The sequence below is a fragment of the Polynucleobacter sp. MWH-Spelu-300-X4 genome, assembly GCF_018687515.1.
Lineage (GTDB): Bacteria > Pseudomonadota > Gammaproteobacteria > Burkholderiales > Burkholderiaceae > Polynucleobacter.
In genome coordinates, this window is sequence record NZ_CP061294.1 from 801,442 (window position 1) to 817,332 (window position 15,891).

The 15,891-nt window shown below is 43.1% G+C and carries 15 protein-coding genes; 11 read left to right on the plus strand and 4 right to left on the minus strand.

Annotated elements, in window-relative coordinates; genetic code table 11:
• Positions 1 to 50: 50 nt before the first annotated feature.
• The 9 genes from der (at position 51) to rlmB (ending at position 11,152) form a co-directional block, all read left to right on the plus strand.
• Entirely contained in the window at positions 51 to 1,409 is a 1,359-nt protein-coding gene (der, locus tag ICV01_RS04145; RefSeq protein WP_215288891.1) for a ribosome biogenesis GTPase Der, read from the plus strand.
• Positions 1,410 to 1,517: 108 nt separating this feature from the next.
• Positions 1,518 to 1,763: an RNA chaperone Hfq gene (gene hfq / locus ICV01_RS04150; protein ID WP_215288893.1), complete on the plus strand. Its 246-nt coding sequence runs from the start codon at positions 1,518 to 1,520 to the stop codon at positions 1,761 to 1,763.
• A gap of 6 nt (positions 1,764 to 1,769) precedes the next feature.
• Positions 1,770 to 2,993, plus strand: a complete 1,224-nt coding sequence (gene hflX / locus ICV01_RS04155; RefSeq protein ID WP_215288895.1) for a GTPase HflX — start codon at positions 1,770 to 1,772, stop codon at positions 2,991 to 2,993.
• A complete protein-coding gene (hflK, locus tag ICV01_RS04160; protein ID WP_215288897.1) occupies positions 2,947 to 4,311 on the plus strand; it encodes an FtsH protease activity modulator HflK in 1,365 nt (454 codons plus the stop codon). The genes hflX and hflK overlap by 47 nt, the downstream gene beginning before the upstream one ends.
• An 11-nt stretch (positions 4,312 to 4,322) precedes the next feature.
• A complete protein-coding gene (hflC, locus tag ICV01_RS04165; RefSeq protein WP_215288899.1) occupies positions 4,323 to 5,237 on the plus strand; it encodes a protease modulator HflC in 915 nt (304 codons plus the stop codon).
• Positions 5,237 to 6,403, plus strand: a complete 1,167-nt coding sequence (locus tag ICV01_RS04170; protein ID WP_215288901.1) for an ATP phosphoribosyltransferase regulatory subunit — start codon at positions 5,237 to 5,239, stop codon at positions 6,401 to 6,403. Before hflC ends, ICV01_RS04170 begins: the two co-directional genes overlap by 1 nt.
• Before the next feature lie 40 nt (positions 6,404 to 6,443).
• Positions 6,444 to 7,790, plus strand: a complete 1,347-nt coding sequence (locus tag ICV01_RS04175) for an adenylosuccinate synthase (RefSeq protein WP_215288902.1) — start codon at positions 6,444 to 6,446, stop codon at positions 7,788 to 7,790.
• Positions 7,791 to 7,922: 132 nt separating this feature from the next.
• Positions 7,923 to 10,325: a ribonuclease R gene (rnr, locus tag ICV01_RS04180; RefSeq protein WP_215288904.1), complete on the plus strand. Its 2,403-nt coding sequence runs from the start codon at positions 7,923 to 7,925 to the stop codon at positions 10,323 to 10,325.
• An 89-nt stretch (positions 10,326 to 10,414) separates the two neighbouring features.
• Positions 10,415 to 11,152 (plus strand): 23S rRNA (guanosine(2251)-2'-O)-methyltransferase RlmB, encoded by a 738-nt coding sequence (gene rlmB / locus ICV01_RS04185; RefSeq protein WP_251369408.1) that lies wholly within the window; start codon positions 10,415 to 10,417, stop codon positions 11,150 to 11,152.
• 48 nt (positions 11,153 to 11,200) lie between these two features.
• Here the strand turns inward: rlmB and tal are convergent, their stop codons facing one another.
• Positions 11,201 to 12,148, minus strand: a complete 948-nt coding sequence (tal, locus tag ICV01_RS04190; RefSeq protein WP_215288908.1) for a transaldolase — start codon at positions 12,146 to 12,148, stop codon at positions 11,201 to 11,203.
• 103 nt (positions 12,149 to 12,251) lie between these two features.
• On the opposite strand from tal, the gene rpiA reads away from it, so the two are divergent.
• Positions 12,252 to 12,947 carry a ribose-5-phosphate isomerase RpiA gene (rpiA, locus tag ICV01_RS04195; RefSeq protein WP_215288910.1) on the plus strand — a complete coding sequence of 232 codons (696 nt, stop codon included), beginning with the start codon at positions 12,252 to 12,254 and terminating at the stop codon, positions 12,945 to 12,947.
• Between the two features lie 8 nt (positions 12,948 to 12,955).
• A complete protein-coding gene (locus ICV01_RS04200) occupies positions 12,956 to 13,480 on the plus strand; it encodes a hypothetical protein (RefSeq protein WP_215288912.1) in 525 nt (174 codons plus the stop codon).
• Positions 13,481 to 13,600: 120 nt separating this feature from the next.
• On the opposite strand, the gene ICV01_RS04205 is transcribed toward ICV01_RS04200, so the two are convergent.
• The 3 genes from ICV01_RS04205 to ICV01_RS04215 all read right to left on the minus strand — a co-directional run bounded on the left by ICV01_RS04205 (position 13,601) and on the right by ICV01_RS04215 (position 15,862).
• Complete coding sequence (locus ICV01_RS04205) at positions 13,601 to 14,428, minus strand: tetratricopeptide repeat protein (protein ID WP_215288914.1); 828 nt, start codon at positions 14,426 to 14,428, stop codon at positions 13,601 to 13,603.
• Positions 14,429 to 14,439: 11 nt separating this feature from the next.
• Positions 14,440 to 15,060, minus strand: coding sequence for a hypothetical protein (locus tag ICV01_RS04210; protein ID WP_215288916.1), 621 nt, complete (start codon positions 15,058 to 15,060; stop codon positions 14,440 to 14,442).
• A 73-nt stretch (positions 15,061 to 15,133) separates the two neighbouring features.
• Positions 15,134 to 15,862: a hypothetical protein gene (locus ICV01_RS04215; RefSeq protein WP_215288918.1), complete on the minus strand. Its 729-nt coding sequence runs from the start codon at positions 15,860 to 15,862 to the stop codon at positions 15,134 to 15,136.
• Positions 15,863 to 15,891 lie beyond the last annotated feature (29 nt).

The window sequence follows — 15,891 nt, forward strand, 5'->3', positions numbered from 1 at the left end:
ATAAAGAGGGGTAACTCTCTTTATTTGAGTTTGGAAAAGCAAAGAAGTTTATGAAACCAGTTATTGCCATTGTTGGCCGTCCTAACGTTGGAAAATCAACGCTCTTTAATCGTTTGACACGTTCACGCGATGCGTTGGTGGCTGACTTCGCTGGTTTAACACGTGATCGCCATTACGGTAACGGTCGCATGGGTGATCGTGAGTTTATTTGTATTGATACGGGTGGTTTTGAGCCTGTAGCCAAGACAGGCATTTTGGCTGAAATGGCCAAGCAGACAAAACAGGCTGTAGTTGAGGCTGATATTGTGATCTTTTTGGTGGATGCCCGTTTAGGTATGGCTCCCCAGGATCGAGTGATCGCTGATTTTCTTCGTAAGACAGGTCGACCAGTTATTTTGGCAGTGAATAAAGCAGAGGGTATGTCTCATGCCACAGTTTCTGCTGAATTCTATGAATTAGGTTTAGGTGAGCCTCAGGCGATTTCTTCTGCACATGGTGATGGTGTGCGTGCCATGATCGATGAAGCCTTGGATGCTTTGGGTATTCCGGATGAGCCAGAAGAAGTTGATAAAACTAACCAACCGATGCGAATTGCGGTCGTGGGTCGTCCGAATGTTGGAAAGTCTACTTTTATCAATAGCTTAATTGGTGAAGAGCGCGTCATCGCTTTTGATATGCCTGGTACTACTCGTGATGCGATTGAAGTGCCATTTGTGCGTGGTGGTAAGCCTTACATCATGATTGATACGGCTGGTTTGCGTAAACGTGGCAAGGTATTTGAGGCGATTGAAAAGTTTTCAGTCGTTAAAACCTTGCAAGCAATTGCCGATGCAAACGTTGTTATTTTGATGCTAGATGCCCAGCAGGATATTTCTGAGCAAGATGCGCATATCGCAGGGTTTATTGTGGATGCAGGCCGCGCGCTCGTATTAGCTGTTAATAAATGGGACGGCATGGATGATTATCAAAAAGAGCGTGCCAGAAATGACATCGCAAGAAAGTTACGTTTCTTAGATTTTGCTAATGTGCATCCTATTTCAGCTATTAAGGGATTTGGCATTAAAGAATTATTTAAGGATGTTGATGCTGCTTATGCGGCTGCAATGATGAAGTTACCAACGCCTAAATTAACTCGCATTCTTGAGGAAGCGGTTGAGTTTCAGCAGCCTAAACGTGTGGGGATGTCTAGGCCAAAAATGCGTTATGCCCACCAAGGTGGATCGAATCCGCCGATTGTTGTTATCCACGGTAATGCCTTAAGTGGCGTGACTGATAGTTATAGACGTTACTTGGAGGGGCGTTTTAGAGAGGCCTTTAAACTGAGAGGAACTCCTTTGCGTTTGGAGTTTAGAACGGGCCAAAACCCTTTCGTGAATCAGGATAAGAACATTAAAAAGAAGGGTAAGTAGCATTTTTTTACAGCTTCGTTACACTTGTGATGTTGTATAAAGATTTATCAGTTTTAATTTAGTAAAAAAGCAAGACTCCAAACCATTAAAAAGAAAGAAGGAGCGAATATGAACAACAATAAAAATCAGCTTTTACAAGACCCATTTTTGAATGCTTTGCGTAAAGAACATATCCCTGTATCTATTTACTTGGTGAATGGTATTAAGTTGCAGGGTAATGTTGAGTCTTTTGATCAGTACGTTATTTTGTTACGTAATACCGTGACTCAAATGGTTTACAAGCATGCGATTTCAACAGTAGTCCCTGCTCGAGCAGTGGGCTTCCGTGTTGATGAGGAAACGCCTGCGTCTTAATTAGCTATGCAGCCTGCTAAAGCCGCCCTGGTTGGAATTGATCCTGGTGGCAAGCCTGACTTTGCCGATAGTATGGCTGAGCTCAGTTTGCTTGCCTCGAGTGCTGGATCACAACCCGTTATGACTATGATTGCGAAGAGAGCAAAGCCTGATCCAGCTTTATATATGGGGTCTGGTAAGGCGACTGAGTTGCGTGAGCAAATGGAAGCAAATGATGTGGATGTGGTTATTTTTAATCACGCGCTATCACCGGTTCAGCAAAGAAATTTAGAGCGTCATCTCAACTGCCATGTGGTCGATAGAACCGGTCTGATATTGGATATATTTGCTCAAAGAGCTAAAAGTCATGTGGGTAAAACTCAGGTTGAGTTGGCCAATGTTAGATATCAAGTCTCAAGGTTAGTTAAGGCTTGGAGCCATTTAGAGCGTCAAAAAGGTGGTATTGGTATGCGTGGCGGTCCTGGTGAAACTCAAATGGAGTTGGATCGCCGCATGCTTGAAAATAAAGCAAAGCGCTTGCAGGCTGAGCTTGAAAAACTACAGCGGCAACAGGCAACGCAAAGACGATCTAGAGAAAGAAGGGATGTTTTCTCTATTTCATTGGTGGGGTATACCAATACGGGAAAATCAACATTATTTAATGCTTTAACCAAGGCGGGAACTTATGCGGCCAATCAGTTATTTGCTACTTTAGATACCACTTCTCGTCGTGTTTATTTGCCTGAGATCGGAAATGCAGTCATTTCAGATACGGTTGGTTTTATTAGAGATTTGCCTCATCAATTGGTAGAAGCTTTTAGGGCTACCTTGGATGAGACAGTACGAGCAGATTTATTGCTTCATGTGGTTGATGCCTCTAGTTTTGATCGTGAGCAGCAGATGATTGAGGTGGATAAGGTTTTAGCTGAAATTGGGGCTGATCAAAGCCCTCAATTGATTGTGGTTAATAAGATCGATCAAGTTCCTGCGCTAATGGAGAGAGGCCCAGTGCTTCGCTATGACCGTGAGGGTAAGCCAACAGCTATTTATATATCTGCTAAGGAAGGTATCGGCCTAGATTTGCTTAGGCAAACATTGGCTGATTTTGCTAAGAACACTGATAGAATGAAGGCTCCTGTAGAGGAAGTTCCTTCAGTAGCAGAAATGGAATCTCAGGCCCCAGCTAAACGCTGGGAATCGTTAGATGTTTTTCATACTCGTACAGGACTTTATTCTCCCAACGATGCGTAAATTATTAGAAATATTTTCGGTGAATGACCCCGGTTGGGGTAATAACCATCAATCAGACCCTAATCGTGGTCGTGATGATAAAAATGCTGGCGCACCTCGTCCTGAGGAGAATCCTCGTCAACCTCAAAAACAAGATGGTCCACCTGACTTGGATGAGCTATGGAAAGATTTTAATGGTCGTTTGAACGATCTGTTCAAGGGTAAGAAGGGTGGTAGCAAGCAACCTCCAAGTAGCAAAAAGCCAAGTGGCGAAGGTATGAAGCCTAGTTTTGGTTTAGGTGTTGTTTTAACAATTGTTTTAGTAGTTTGGTTGTTTAGTGGCTTTTTTATGATTCAAGAGGGGCAAACAGGTGTTGTGCTCCAGTTTGGTAAATATAGCTATACAACGAGACCTGGTATTAACTGGCGTATGCCTTGGCCATTGCAAACACATGAAGTAGTCAATTTATCGGCTATTCGATCCGTTGAGGTGGGTAGGTCAACGGTTATTAAGGCCTCGAATTTAAAAGACTCATCGATGTTGACTGAAGATGAAAACATTATTGATGTGCGCTTCGCTGTGCAATACCGTCTTAAAGATGCGACGGAATATTTATTTAATAATAAAGACCCTGATGCTGCTGTTGTTCAGGCTGCAGAGACGGCTGTTCGCGAAATCGTTGGCCGCAGCAAGATGGACAATGTCCTATACGAGAATCGTGAAAAGTTGGCAGTTGATTTGAATATGTCTATTCAAAAGATTTTGGATAGTTATAAGGCAGGTATTTTTGTCACTAGCGTGACCGTTCAAAATGTTCAGCCACCTGAGCCTGTTCAGGCAGCGTTTGATGATGCAGTAAAAGCTGGTCAAGATCGTGAGCGTTTGAAAAATGAAGGTCAAGCATATGCCAATGACATCGTTCCTAAAGCTAAAGGTGCTGCTGATCGTTTAATGCAAGAGGCTGAGGGTTATAAAGCCAAAGTTGTGGCAGTAGCAGAGGGTGATGCTGCGCGCTTTAAGTTAATTCAACCTGAGTATGCCAAGGCTCAAAAGGTGACACGTGATCGTATGTATATTGATACGATGCAAGAGGTTTATACGAATGTCACCAAGGTGTTGGTAGACCAAAAAGCCAATAACAGCAGTTTGCTATATTTGCCTTTGGATAAGTTAATTCAGCAAGTAACGCCATCTACACCAGCTACTGTGCCAAGTTCTAATACCGTCGCTAATACACCTGCAGTATCAACAACACCCGTTACTCCTGCGGCAACTAATACAGATCAACGTCGTGACAGTAACGTGCTGCGTACCCGTGATCGCGATCGTGAGCGCTAGGAGAAATTATTATGTCTAATCGTATTCTTCCTATCGTTGTTGCCTTCTTTGTTTTGTTGGGGCTAATTTCTTCGACTGTGTTTGTCGTAGATCAGCGTCAGTACGCTGTCGTGTTTTCATTTGGTGAGTTAAAGCGGGTTATTCAAGAGCCTGGATTGCAATTTAAATTGCCAGCACCATTTGAAAGCACTCAATTTTTTGAGCGTCGTATTTTGACAATTGATACGCCGGATGCGGAGCGTTTTATTACCGCTGAAAAGAAAAATTTATTGGTGGACTCTTATGTGAAATGGCGGATTGTTGAACCTCGCCGCTTCTTTATTAGTTTCCGCGGTGATGAGCGTATGGCGCAAGACCGACTTAATCAATTGGTTAAGTCTGCTCTAAATGAGGAATTTACAAAGCGCACAGTTAGAGAATTGATTTCTGAGCAGCGTGAGCAAGTCATGCAAAATATCCGTAAGAAAGTGACCGAAGAGGCTGCAGATATTGGTATCGAGATTGTGGATGTTCGTTTAAAGCGCATCGACTTGTTAGCTGAGATTAGTGAATCTGTTTTCCGCCGCATGGAGGCGGAGCGTAAGCGTGTGGCTAATGAGTTGCGATCAACAGGTGCTGCTGAATCAGAAAAAATTCGTGCCGATGCGGAACGTCAGCGTGATGTGATTTTGTCACGCGCTTATAGAGATGCACAAAAGATTAAGGGGCAAGGTGACGCTAAAGCGACGGCTCTCTATGGTGAGGCATTTGGCCGTGATCCGCAGTTTGCCCAGTTTTACAGAAGTCTTGAGGCTTATCGATCAAGCTTTAAGACTAAGCAAGATTTAATGGTTTTAGAACCTAATACTGATTTTTTAAAATTTATGAAAGGCAGCAGTCCAAGAAATGGTTTTGGATCAATGCCTCAACTTCCGGCAGCTAAATAATGAACCGTTGGTTATTACCTGAAAATATCGCAGACGTATTACCGTCTGAGGCTAGAAAAATTGAGGAGTTGCGACGCCTCTTTTTGGATCGTTTTCAATCCTATGGCTATGAGTTTGTGATGCCACCTATGGTGGAGTTCTTAGATTCTTTATTGACTGGTACTGGTCAAGATTTAAATTTAAAAACATTTAAGTTAGTTGATCAGTTATCAGGGCGTACCTTAGGTCTAAGAGCTGACATCACACCTCAAGTGGCACGTATTGATGCGCATCTACTGAATCGTTCTGGTGTGACACGTCTTTGCTATGCGGGATCTGTTTTACATACTAAAGCTGCTCCAGGTACTTACTCTCGTGAGCAACTTCAGCTAGGCGCTGAAATATATGGTCACGCCGGTTGGGAAGCGGATTTGGAGGCTCAAGTTTTATTAATTGAGGTTCTAAATCTAGGGCAGGTAGGTGAAGTTACTTTGGATATGAGTCACGCCGGTTTGTTAGCTGGTATTTTGGGTGACTTTAAGCCGGCTGCTGAAGCTTTAGATAGCCTTTACGCTAGCTTGCAAGCCAAGGACATATCTTCTTTGGGGCAGGTTATGAGTTCTTGGCCTGAGCAGGTTCGATCGGCAATTTTGGCGCTAGTCGACTTAAATGGTGCCCCGAATGCTGTTATTGCTGCTGCGCGTCAAAAGTTGCCTCAAGTTAAGACTGTTGAAGTGGCTTTGGCTGATTTAGAGCGTTTATGTGGTGCTTTAGGAGCTATCAACATTGCCCCTAATCTCAATTTAGATTTATCTGATCTCCGTGGTTACCAGTATCACAGTGGAGTCATGTTTGCTGCCTATGTTGAAGGTTTGCCAACTGCTATCGCTAGGGGTGGGCGTTACGATATGGTGGGCGAAGCCTTTGGCCGCTCAAGACCTGCAACAGGTTTTTCTCTAGATATCATGACATTATCAAGGTTATCTAATGTTAAATCTAAGAGGTTGGCCATTTTGGCTCCATGGTCTGTTGATCAACAATTAGGTAAAAAAATTGCCGACTTGAGATCTCAAGGTGAGGTAGTTATTCAGTTATTGCCAGGCCACAAGCAGGATGGGGAGGAGTTTTCCTGCGATCGCGAGTTGGTCGAGCAAAAAGGCGAGTGGATCGTCAAGCCAAGAGCGTAAAATGCTCTTTTTAGTCATTTCTTAATTAAATTCTTCTTTTATGTCCGTTCAGAAAACTGCCAGTAAGACTGGCCGCAATGTTGTAGTAATTGGTACCCAATGGGGTGATGAAGGTAAAGGTAAGATTGTTGACTGGTTAACAGATCATGCGGAAGGTGTGGTTCGTTTCCAAGGTGGTCACAATGCCGGCCATACGCTCATTATTAATGGACAAAAGACAATTTTGCGCTTGATTCCATCTGGCATCATGCGCGCAGGGACTGTTTGCTACATTGGTAACGGTGTGGTGTTGTCTCCTGAGGCTTTATTTAAGGAAATTGGTGAGTTAGAAGCTGCTGGCGTAGATGTGCGTTCACGCTTGAAGATTTCAGAGGCTACAACCCTGATTCTTCCTTACCATGTGGCAATTGACCATGCGCGTGAAGCAAAGCGCGGTCAAGCTAAGATTGGTACAACGGGCCGTGGTATTGGGCCAGCTTATGAAGATAAAGTGGCTCGCCGCGCTTTACGTGTTCAAGACTTATTCTTCCCAGAGTCTTTCGCTAAGAAGTTAGAAGAGAATTTGGAATATCACAATTTCGTTTTGACTAACTATTTCAAGGCACCAGCTTTAGATTTTGCTCAAGTACGCGACAGCATGTTGGGTTACGCGGAGCAGCTTCGTCCTTTAGTGGCTGATGTATCTAGCGAGTTAGATGCGATTCAAAAAGCAGGCAAAAACCTGTTATTTGAAGGTGCGCAAGGTGCTTTGTTGGATATTGACCATGGTACTTATCCTTTTGTAACTTCATCCAACTGCGTAGCGGGTAATGCGGCGGCTGGTTCAGGTGTGGGCCCAGGTAGCTTGCACTATGTTTTAGGTATTACAAAAGCTTATTGCACGCGTGTGGGATCAGGTCCTTTCCCTAGCGAGTTATATGACCACGACAATCCAAAGGCGCAAGATCCAATCGGCTTGCGTTTGGCTGAGGTGGGTAAAGAGTTTGGTTCTGTAACAGGTCGACCACGTCGTACCGGTTGGTTGGATGCGGCAGCTTTGAAGCGTTCTATTCAGATTAGTGGCGTGACTGGCTTGTGTATGACCAAGCTAGACGTATTGGATGGTTTAGAGCAGATTCGCTTATGTGTTGGCTATCATTTGGATGGTAAGCAATTGGATGTATTGCCGCGTGGATCTGAGGCTGTAGCGCGTTGTGAGCCGATTTACGAGACTTTCTCTGGTTGGAGCGAGAGCACTTTAGGCGTTCAGAAATGGGATCAGTTGCCTAAGGCGGCTCAGTCTTATTTGAGACGAGTTGAAGAAGTTGCTGGAATTCCGATTGCGATGGTTTCAACGGGGCCAGACCGCAATGAAACAATTTTGTTGCAACATCCTTTTGAGGCTTAAATAAAGCCAAATTTTGGGAAAAACGGCGCTAAAAGCGCCGTTTTTTGTTGCTCGAAGAAAAGATTGAGACCTTATTGTTTATAGTCTTGAGAATATATTGATACTTGTCACAAACTTATAAGACAATGGGGCATGACTAGAAAAAATACAAAAGAGACGCTTGTTCTTTCAGAGGCAAAAGCTCGTAAATTGCCGGAAAAACAAGGAACTGTTCAAGGTCACCGAGATGGTTTCGGTTTTGTGATTCCTGATGATGGTGGGGAAGATATTTTCTTAACAGAAAAGGAAATGTCTCGCGTGATGCATAACGATAAAGTGATCGTTAAGGTATCTGGTTTAGATCGTCGAGGCAGACCGGAAGGGCAAATTTCTGAAGTTTTAATCCATGCCAATAAATTTGTGATTGGTAGATTGTTAAATGAAAACGGCGTTTTAATTTGTGCCCCTGAAGATAAGCGTATCGGACACGATATTTTGATTCCTCCTAGAGGTCAGGCAAATGCCAAATTAGGCCAAGTAGTGTCTGTTGAGATCATTGACTATCCAGATAGTTATCGTCAGGCAGTCGGTCGCGTTGTTGAGGTGCTTGGCGAGATTGATGATCCTGGTATGGAAATCGAGATCGCTGTCCGTAAATATGGCGTTCCCAATGAATTTTCTCCTGCAGCCATGAAGGAAGCTGAGGCTTTACCTGATGAGATTCGTGAAGAAGATTTAGAAGGGCGGGTTGATTTAAGAGATGTGCCTTTAGTCACGATCGATGGTGAGGATGCGCGGGATTTTGATGATGCAGTTTATTGTGAGCCTGTGACATGGGGTAAGGCAAAAGCGTGGCGTTTAATCGTGGCAATTGCTGATGTATCTCATTATGTGAAGCCAGGACATCCTTTGGATACTGATGCAATTTCACGAGCAACCTCTGTGTATTTCCCTCGCCGTGTTATTCCGATGTTGCCAGAGAAGATTTCTAATGGCTTATGTTCTTTAAAGCCTGAAGTTGATCGCTTATGTATGGTTTGCGATGCGGTAATTGATATGAATGGTGAAGTGAAGGCTTATCAGTTCTATCCGGCTGTGATGCATTCTGCGCAAAGATTTACTTACAACACCGTTTGGGAAATACTTAGTAACTCTAATGGACCTGAAGCTGCTCGCTTTAAGCATTTAAAGAAAAATTTAGACCGTTTATATAGCTTATATAAAGTGCTTCGCTTAGCTAGAGATAAACGTGGCGCCATCGACTTTGAAACAACGGAAACTCAAATTATTAGCAATGATTTGGGGAAAATTGAAAGAATTGAGCCGCGAATTCGTAATGAAGCTCATCGAGTTATTGAAGAGTGTATGTTGGCGGCTAACGTTTGCGCTGCCGACTTTTTAGACAAGCATGGACATGCTGCGTTATTCCGAGTGCATGCTGAGCCTTCAGTTGAAAAGCTACTAACTCTCAGGCAGGTTTTAAGAACTGCAGGTTTGAACTTGGGTGGTGGTGAAAAGCCTAAACCAAAAGATTTCTCAAAATTAATTGAAGATATTAAGCCAAGGCCTGATGCAGCCATGTTGCAGTCAGTTGTTTTGAGGTCTATGCAACAAGCTGTTTATCAACCAGATAATTATGGTCATTTTGGGTTGGCCTATAACGCTTATGCGCATTTCACAAGCCCAATTCGTCGCTATCCTGATTTGCTGGTCCATCGTGCAATCAAAGCAACTCTGGCACAGAAAACATACTCACCATCGATTCCATCTGATGTGGTTTTGAACTTAGCGATGCCGAAAAGTGGTCCGGGGCGTGTGAATGCTGCGAACGCTAAAAAATCTCATGAGGATGCCAAGGCTAATGCATCTAAAGGAGTAAAGGTAGCGCGTGGGGGTAAGGCAAAAGTTAACTCTGAAGCAATGGCCGCGTGGGCTCAATTGGGGGTGCATTGTTCATCCAATGAGCGCAGGGCTGATGAGGCATCTAGGGATGTGGAAGCTTGGTTGAAGTGCTACTACATGCGAGATCATTTAGGTCAAGAGTATGCCGGCACAATTACGGGTGTTGCTACATTTGGATTATTTGTTCAGCTTGAGAGCTTATTTGTGGAAGGCATGATTCATATCAGTGAATTAGGTGGTGATTACTATCACTATGATGAGGCTAGACAAGAATTGCGTGGTGAACGTACGGGTATTCGTTATCGCTTAACAGATCGTGTGCATGTTTTAGTCAGTCGTGTGGATTTAGATGCGCGTCGTATTGAATTCAGCCTTGTTAAATCTGGTCAAGATAGAAATGCCTTAACAGGTGGCGCAGGTCGTTTTGCTTCTTCAGAATCTGGTAAACCTAATAAGCGAGCAGCTGCTAAAAAGACGCGACCTGATATTAAAAAGCCAGTTAAAGAGTCCTATGGTGTATCGCAAGGACGAGCGACTGATGCAGGGCGAGCCAGTAAAAAAACAGCTGCTGCAAAAGGTGGAAAGAAGCCTAAGAAAGCTAGTAATGCAAAATCCAAGGGTCATGAGTTAAGTATTCGTAAAGGTCGTCGTTAATGTCAGATAAAGAGTTTCCGAAAGAGTTTAAAAAAGAGTCTAAGCAGGACTTTAGAAGTGAAAATAAACATATAGGTGATGGTAAGCAGATGTTGTTGGGGTTTCACGCAGTAATTGCTAGATTGCGTCAAGATCCTGAATCATTGAAAACCGTGTATGTTGACCCAGCTAGACGTGATCGTCGGATGCAAGATTTTATTAAGTCTGCAGAGCCTATTTTAGGTAGACGTTTGCATCAGGCTGATACGGAACGTTTGAGAACCTTGGCCGGTAATGACCGCCATCAAGGTGTTGTAGCTTTCGCTGATACTGTCTCAAAAGTACAGACTTTGGATGAATTATTGGATGCACTACAGGGGCCAGCACTTTTGTTGGTTTTAGATGGAGTCACTGATCCCCATAATTTGGGCGCTTGCTTGCGTGTAGCTGATGGCGCTGGTGTAGATGCGGTGATTGTTCCTAAAGACCGTTCTGCTCATTTAAATGCTACGGTGAGTAAGGTCGCTAGTGGTGCGGCAGAGACCATGCCTTTAATTGCGGTAACCAATTTGGCAAGAACTTTGCGCGAGCTACAAGAAGCTGGTGTTTGGGTGATTGGTACTGACGATCAAACAGATAAGACTTTGTATGATGTTGATTTCACTGGTCCAGTTGCAATCGTGATGGGGGCTGAGGGGGAAGGCATGCGTCGCTTAACAAAAGAGACTTGTGATGAATTGGTGAAAATTCCCATGATGGGTGGTGTTGAGAGTCTTAACGTGTCAGTGGCCAGTGGCGTCACTCTATATGAAGCAAGGCGGCAGCGTGTTGCTAAAGTTGTTAAGTAAGATTAATTAAAAGTGATGTAAAAAAAGTGCTCCATGAGCACTTTTTATTTATGCTGACAAGATAGTTTCTAGTTTTTCAATATCGGCGCAGAAGAGGCGAATCCCCTCCGATAGTTTTTCTGTAGCCATGGCATCTTGGTTGAGTTGATAGCGAAAAGATTTTTCACTAGCGTCTATTTTTTGTATTGATAAAGTTTTCGCATTTTCTGCACTTAAAGCTACCGTAAGTGGATGTTGATTAGTTTGTAATTCAGCTAATAATTCTGGGCTAATGGTTAGCAAGTCGCAGCCAGCTAAATGAATAATTTGGCCAATATTTCTAAAACTGGCTCCCATAACTTCTGTTTTGATATTAAAGTTTTTGTAGTAGTTATAGATATTTTTAACAGAAACTACGCCAGGGTCATTGGCCCCGCCATGAGTTTCATCAGTCCATCCAGATCCTAGTGCTTTTTTATGCCAATCTGTAATGCGTCCCACAAATGGGGAAATTAGTTGCGCACCTGCATTCGCGCAGGCAACAGCTTGGGTCAGGCTGAAGAGTAGAGTCATATTGCAGGCAATATTTTCCGCTTGTAAAGCCTTCGCTGCTTGAATGCCTTCCCAGGTGCTGGCAATTTTAATGAGGACGCGCTTTCTTGAGATTCCGGCAGTTTCATAAGCTGCAATGATTTCACGAGCTTTTTGAATGGTTGCCTGAGTGTCGAAAGATAGGCGTGCATCAACTTCAGTTGAAACTCGACCAGGAACAATTTTAAGTATTTCAATACCAAAAGCGACTAATAGAGCATCAATTAATTGAGTGACTGGTTTCCCCGTGTTTTCAGCTTTTACTTTTTGGATTAGATCCTGATAGGAGGTGAGCTGAGCGGCTTTTAAAATCAGGGATGGATTGGTTGTGGCATCTTGAGGTAAAAAGGCTCTCATGCGCTCAAAATCGCCAGTATCAGCCACAACAGTTGTATATTTTTTTAATTGTTCTAGTAAAGTGCTCATCAGACTATTTTAAAATGCAGGTATTAAAGTGAAGAATGTATCAGAAGAATATGTTTTTCTATTGTTTTTAGCTATTTTGTTTCTTTTTATCCATTAGGACCCTATGTATACCCAAGATCAATTGAAGGCCATGGTGGCGGAAGCTGCAAAAGATGAAGTTCTTAAAGCAATGGCGCCTGGTGGAATTTTGGGAGTGGGTACTGGTTCAACAGCCAATCTTTTTATTGATGCGTTAGCTCCCCATAAAGATTATTTTTCTGGTGTAATTTCCAGTTCCCAAGCAAGTACTGAACGATTAAGGAAGCATGGATTTAATGTGTTGGACAGCAATGCTGTAAATGCTGTGCCTATGTATGTCGATGGTGCCGATGAAATTGACCCTCAAGGTCATATGCTTAAAGGTGGCGGTGGAGCCTTAACTAGGGAAAAAATTGTTGCTCAACTAGCCCAGTCTTTTATTTGTATCTGTGATGCTAGTAAGCAGGTTGATGTTATGGGGAAATTTCCATTACCTGTGGAAGTAATTCCAATGGCTCAAGCTCAAGTAACACGGGAGTTAGAGAAGTTGGGTGGCCGCGTGACACTTCGTCAAGTAAAAGATACTAATCAGACATTTGTTACGGATAACCAAGCTTGGATTTTAGATGTGGCAGGTTTGAGTATTACTGACCCTGTTCAATTAGAGTCTGATTTGAATCAGATTCCAGGAGTTATCTGTAATGGGTTATTTGCTAGAAGAAAAGCAAACATACTACTTATTGGCGAGGCTCAAGGAGTGCGCCGTCAGATTTTTAATTGATTTATTAGATGGCTATTAAACAGTTTAACGGTAGCTACATCATCGCTGAAGATCGCTTGATGTTTCGGTTTAGCACGGATGATGACATGGAGTTCCGTCTGTGGTTTACGCGCTTTATTACTTTAAATTTATTGCAAGCCATTCATCAGTTGACTCAGTTATCACTTGAGCGTCAGCATCGCAGTGAGGTTGCTCAGGCTGTACAAGAGTTCCAAGAGGAAGCGAAAGAAAGCACTGATCTTAATGAGCTATATCAAGAGGCAAGTAATCTTCCTTTAGGGCAAGAACCTATTTTAGTGACTGGAATTAATTTAAGCGAAGCTGAAAATATGTTTTCAATCGATTTTCAATTAGTTGGCGGCCAAAACCTTAACATCAAATTACCTACACCAGCAGTTCAATCTATGGCTTTATTGCTGAATCAGTTAAAGCAAGCGGCTCAATGGGGACATTTAGCAGCAGTTACTGAACCTAGATCTAAAACCTCTGCTGAACCAGTATCTGGTGCAACAAAGCCTTCCTTTTTTCACTAGATAGAAAAAAGTTGGTATTAAAAAAGCTTCTGGTTCAGAGGCTTTTTTGAACCCTCTTAAGGGATCTAAGTTCGAGTTTCACAATATCGCTATCGATAGTGGAAGATTGATGCTGAATGATTAACGACCCTTGTGGTAATCCACTAATTTGGGGGTGTGATATTTCCATTCAGTTGCAATCTTCTGTGCAGCTATCATATCTTGGCTAGAAAGATTGATCGAATCACGTTCAGCCATTGCGCGATGATTATTAGAATCGGCAGCGGTGGCTAAAGAGAACCACGCATAGGCTTGCTTCAGATCCTTAGGTTCTCCATTTTTACCTTCTTTAGCTAAGCTGCCTAAATAAACATAAGCAGCAGGGTAATTTAAGGCGGCACTGGCAAGCATCATTTTCTTAGCACGTTGGAAATCCTGAATCACGCCGGTACCTTCACTGATCAATACACCCATGGTGTAAAGGGCTCGTCGCATACCTTTTGAGGCAGCTACTTTACAAAAGTTGATGGCTTCATCGAGATTTTGCTCTGCAAGTAAGCGGCTACAAAAATAATCATAGGCTGGAGCAAAGTCTGACTCAATCACGGCGCTAGCCATAAAGCCAACGCCTTTCTTTTCATTTTGATTGATATTGAGATTGTTATTGCCATTAAGGTAAGCCAAAGCGTACAAATAGACAGCGATTGGATCTTTGTCAGCAACCGCTTCTTCGCAAACTTTAGTGCTTTCTTGAACATTGGAGCTGATATAGCTATCAGCATAGAGTTGGCACAAAAAGGCTTTTGATTTGGATGTAGCCGGAGAAATTTGACGCAAAGCATTCGCTGCTTCGTTGTATTTGGCTTTGTCAAATAAATCAATGGCTGCATCAATGGATTGGGCTTGAGCAACGCCAGCCAGTAAGAGCGGTAACGTCGCTATGAATAATTTGGATAGTAGTTTAGACATGATAATTTTCTTTATTCAGATTGATTTTTAGCTTCAGTGCGATATAACCCAGCGCGCTCCAGAGCTTTTTGTTTTGCGACGCTCAATTCGTCTGATGTAAATAATTTCTCGGGATCTTCGCTGCTAGCACTGCCTCCACCAATTTTAGGAATGAGTACAAATACCACCAGTAATAGCGCAATGACTGCACCGCCAGCAATTAAGTAGGTTTGTTTATTTTTAGCTTGTCGAGCTTGATCGGCGTTATTCACCGTATCGCGACCTAAATTGGATAGGTTGGTAGCACTGTTATCCAAGGCGTGCAAGGCCTTTAAGGCATTTTGTGAGCCTAGTGAGCCATCAACCACTTCATGAGCGATACGTGCGCAACGACCCGTTGGTTCAATTAATAAATACTTCTGTGCAAACTCAGCAGCTGTTTGGGTATTGCGTGTTACACCAATCCCGCAGAAATAAAGAAGGGCGCAGGCGGCTAAGCTAGTAGGGTGATTTAAATCACTCGCGTCCAATAAATTAGCAGCCGCCAAGCCTTCATCCTTGGTTTGGCCGATGCCCTTTAAGTAAGCCATACCTTTTAAGAACTGCTCTTCACCGGCAGGGGTGTTTGTGATGGTTTCGTTGGTAGTAGTCATAGTTATTAATTCAAGTAGTACAACAGGTTAAATACATGGTTACAACAATAGGGGCGCAGCAAGAAGGGCTACTTTAGGCGCTCTTACTTTGTGCGAGCTTTTGGGATAGTTGTTTAGTCTCTCGCTGAAAAGCCTCTAAAACATCTGCTGCGGTCGTGCTCTTTGCATCAAAACCTTGAAAGGCGTTAATTTGTGCACTTGACCAATGGTGTACTAATTGCGATAAACGTGAGAACTCATCTTGCGAGGTGAACTTAGGTAAAAAGCGAAGCTCATCTAATAACAAATCAATCGACTTTTTCACTTGTGCATGATGCTTGGTCAGTTGATACAGGGTTTGAGCTGTTTGCTCAATATGCTCTTGCAGATTGTTTTTACGCGCACCACCAACGGCCGCTTTATTTTCAAACTCTTGGTGAATATGGTGCACTTGACCAGCAGCTAGCCAGATGATGGCTAATAAGACATACTGAATCATCACCCAGCTGTAATAGCTGCTATAGCTCACGGGCGTTTTGATAATCCAGTAATAAAACTCAGATCCTACGAGCAGCACTTGAAGGCCTAAGAAGTAGCTCAAGTTAGCACGCCAAAAGCTGTTGCGATTCAGATCAGCCGTGTCATCGCGACCCAAGGATAAAAAGAAGAAGATGGGCGTGACTGCACAAACGGCCAAGGATAAATAATAGTTGGCACTATCGGCCGCTAATCCCGTGTTTAAGTTTGGGGCCCAAATGAGGCCGAGTGCCATGATTAAGGCCGCGACTAATAAACCAACAAATAAATACAGACGTGAACTCATAACAATCCTTGATCGTAAAACTAAGAGGA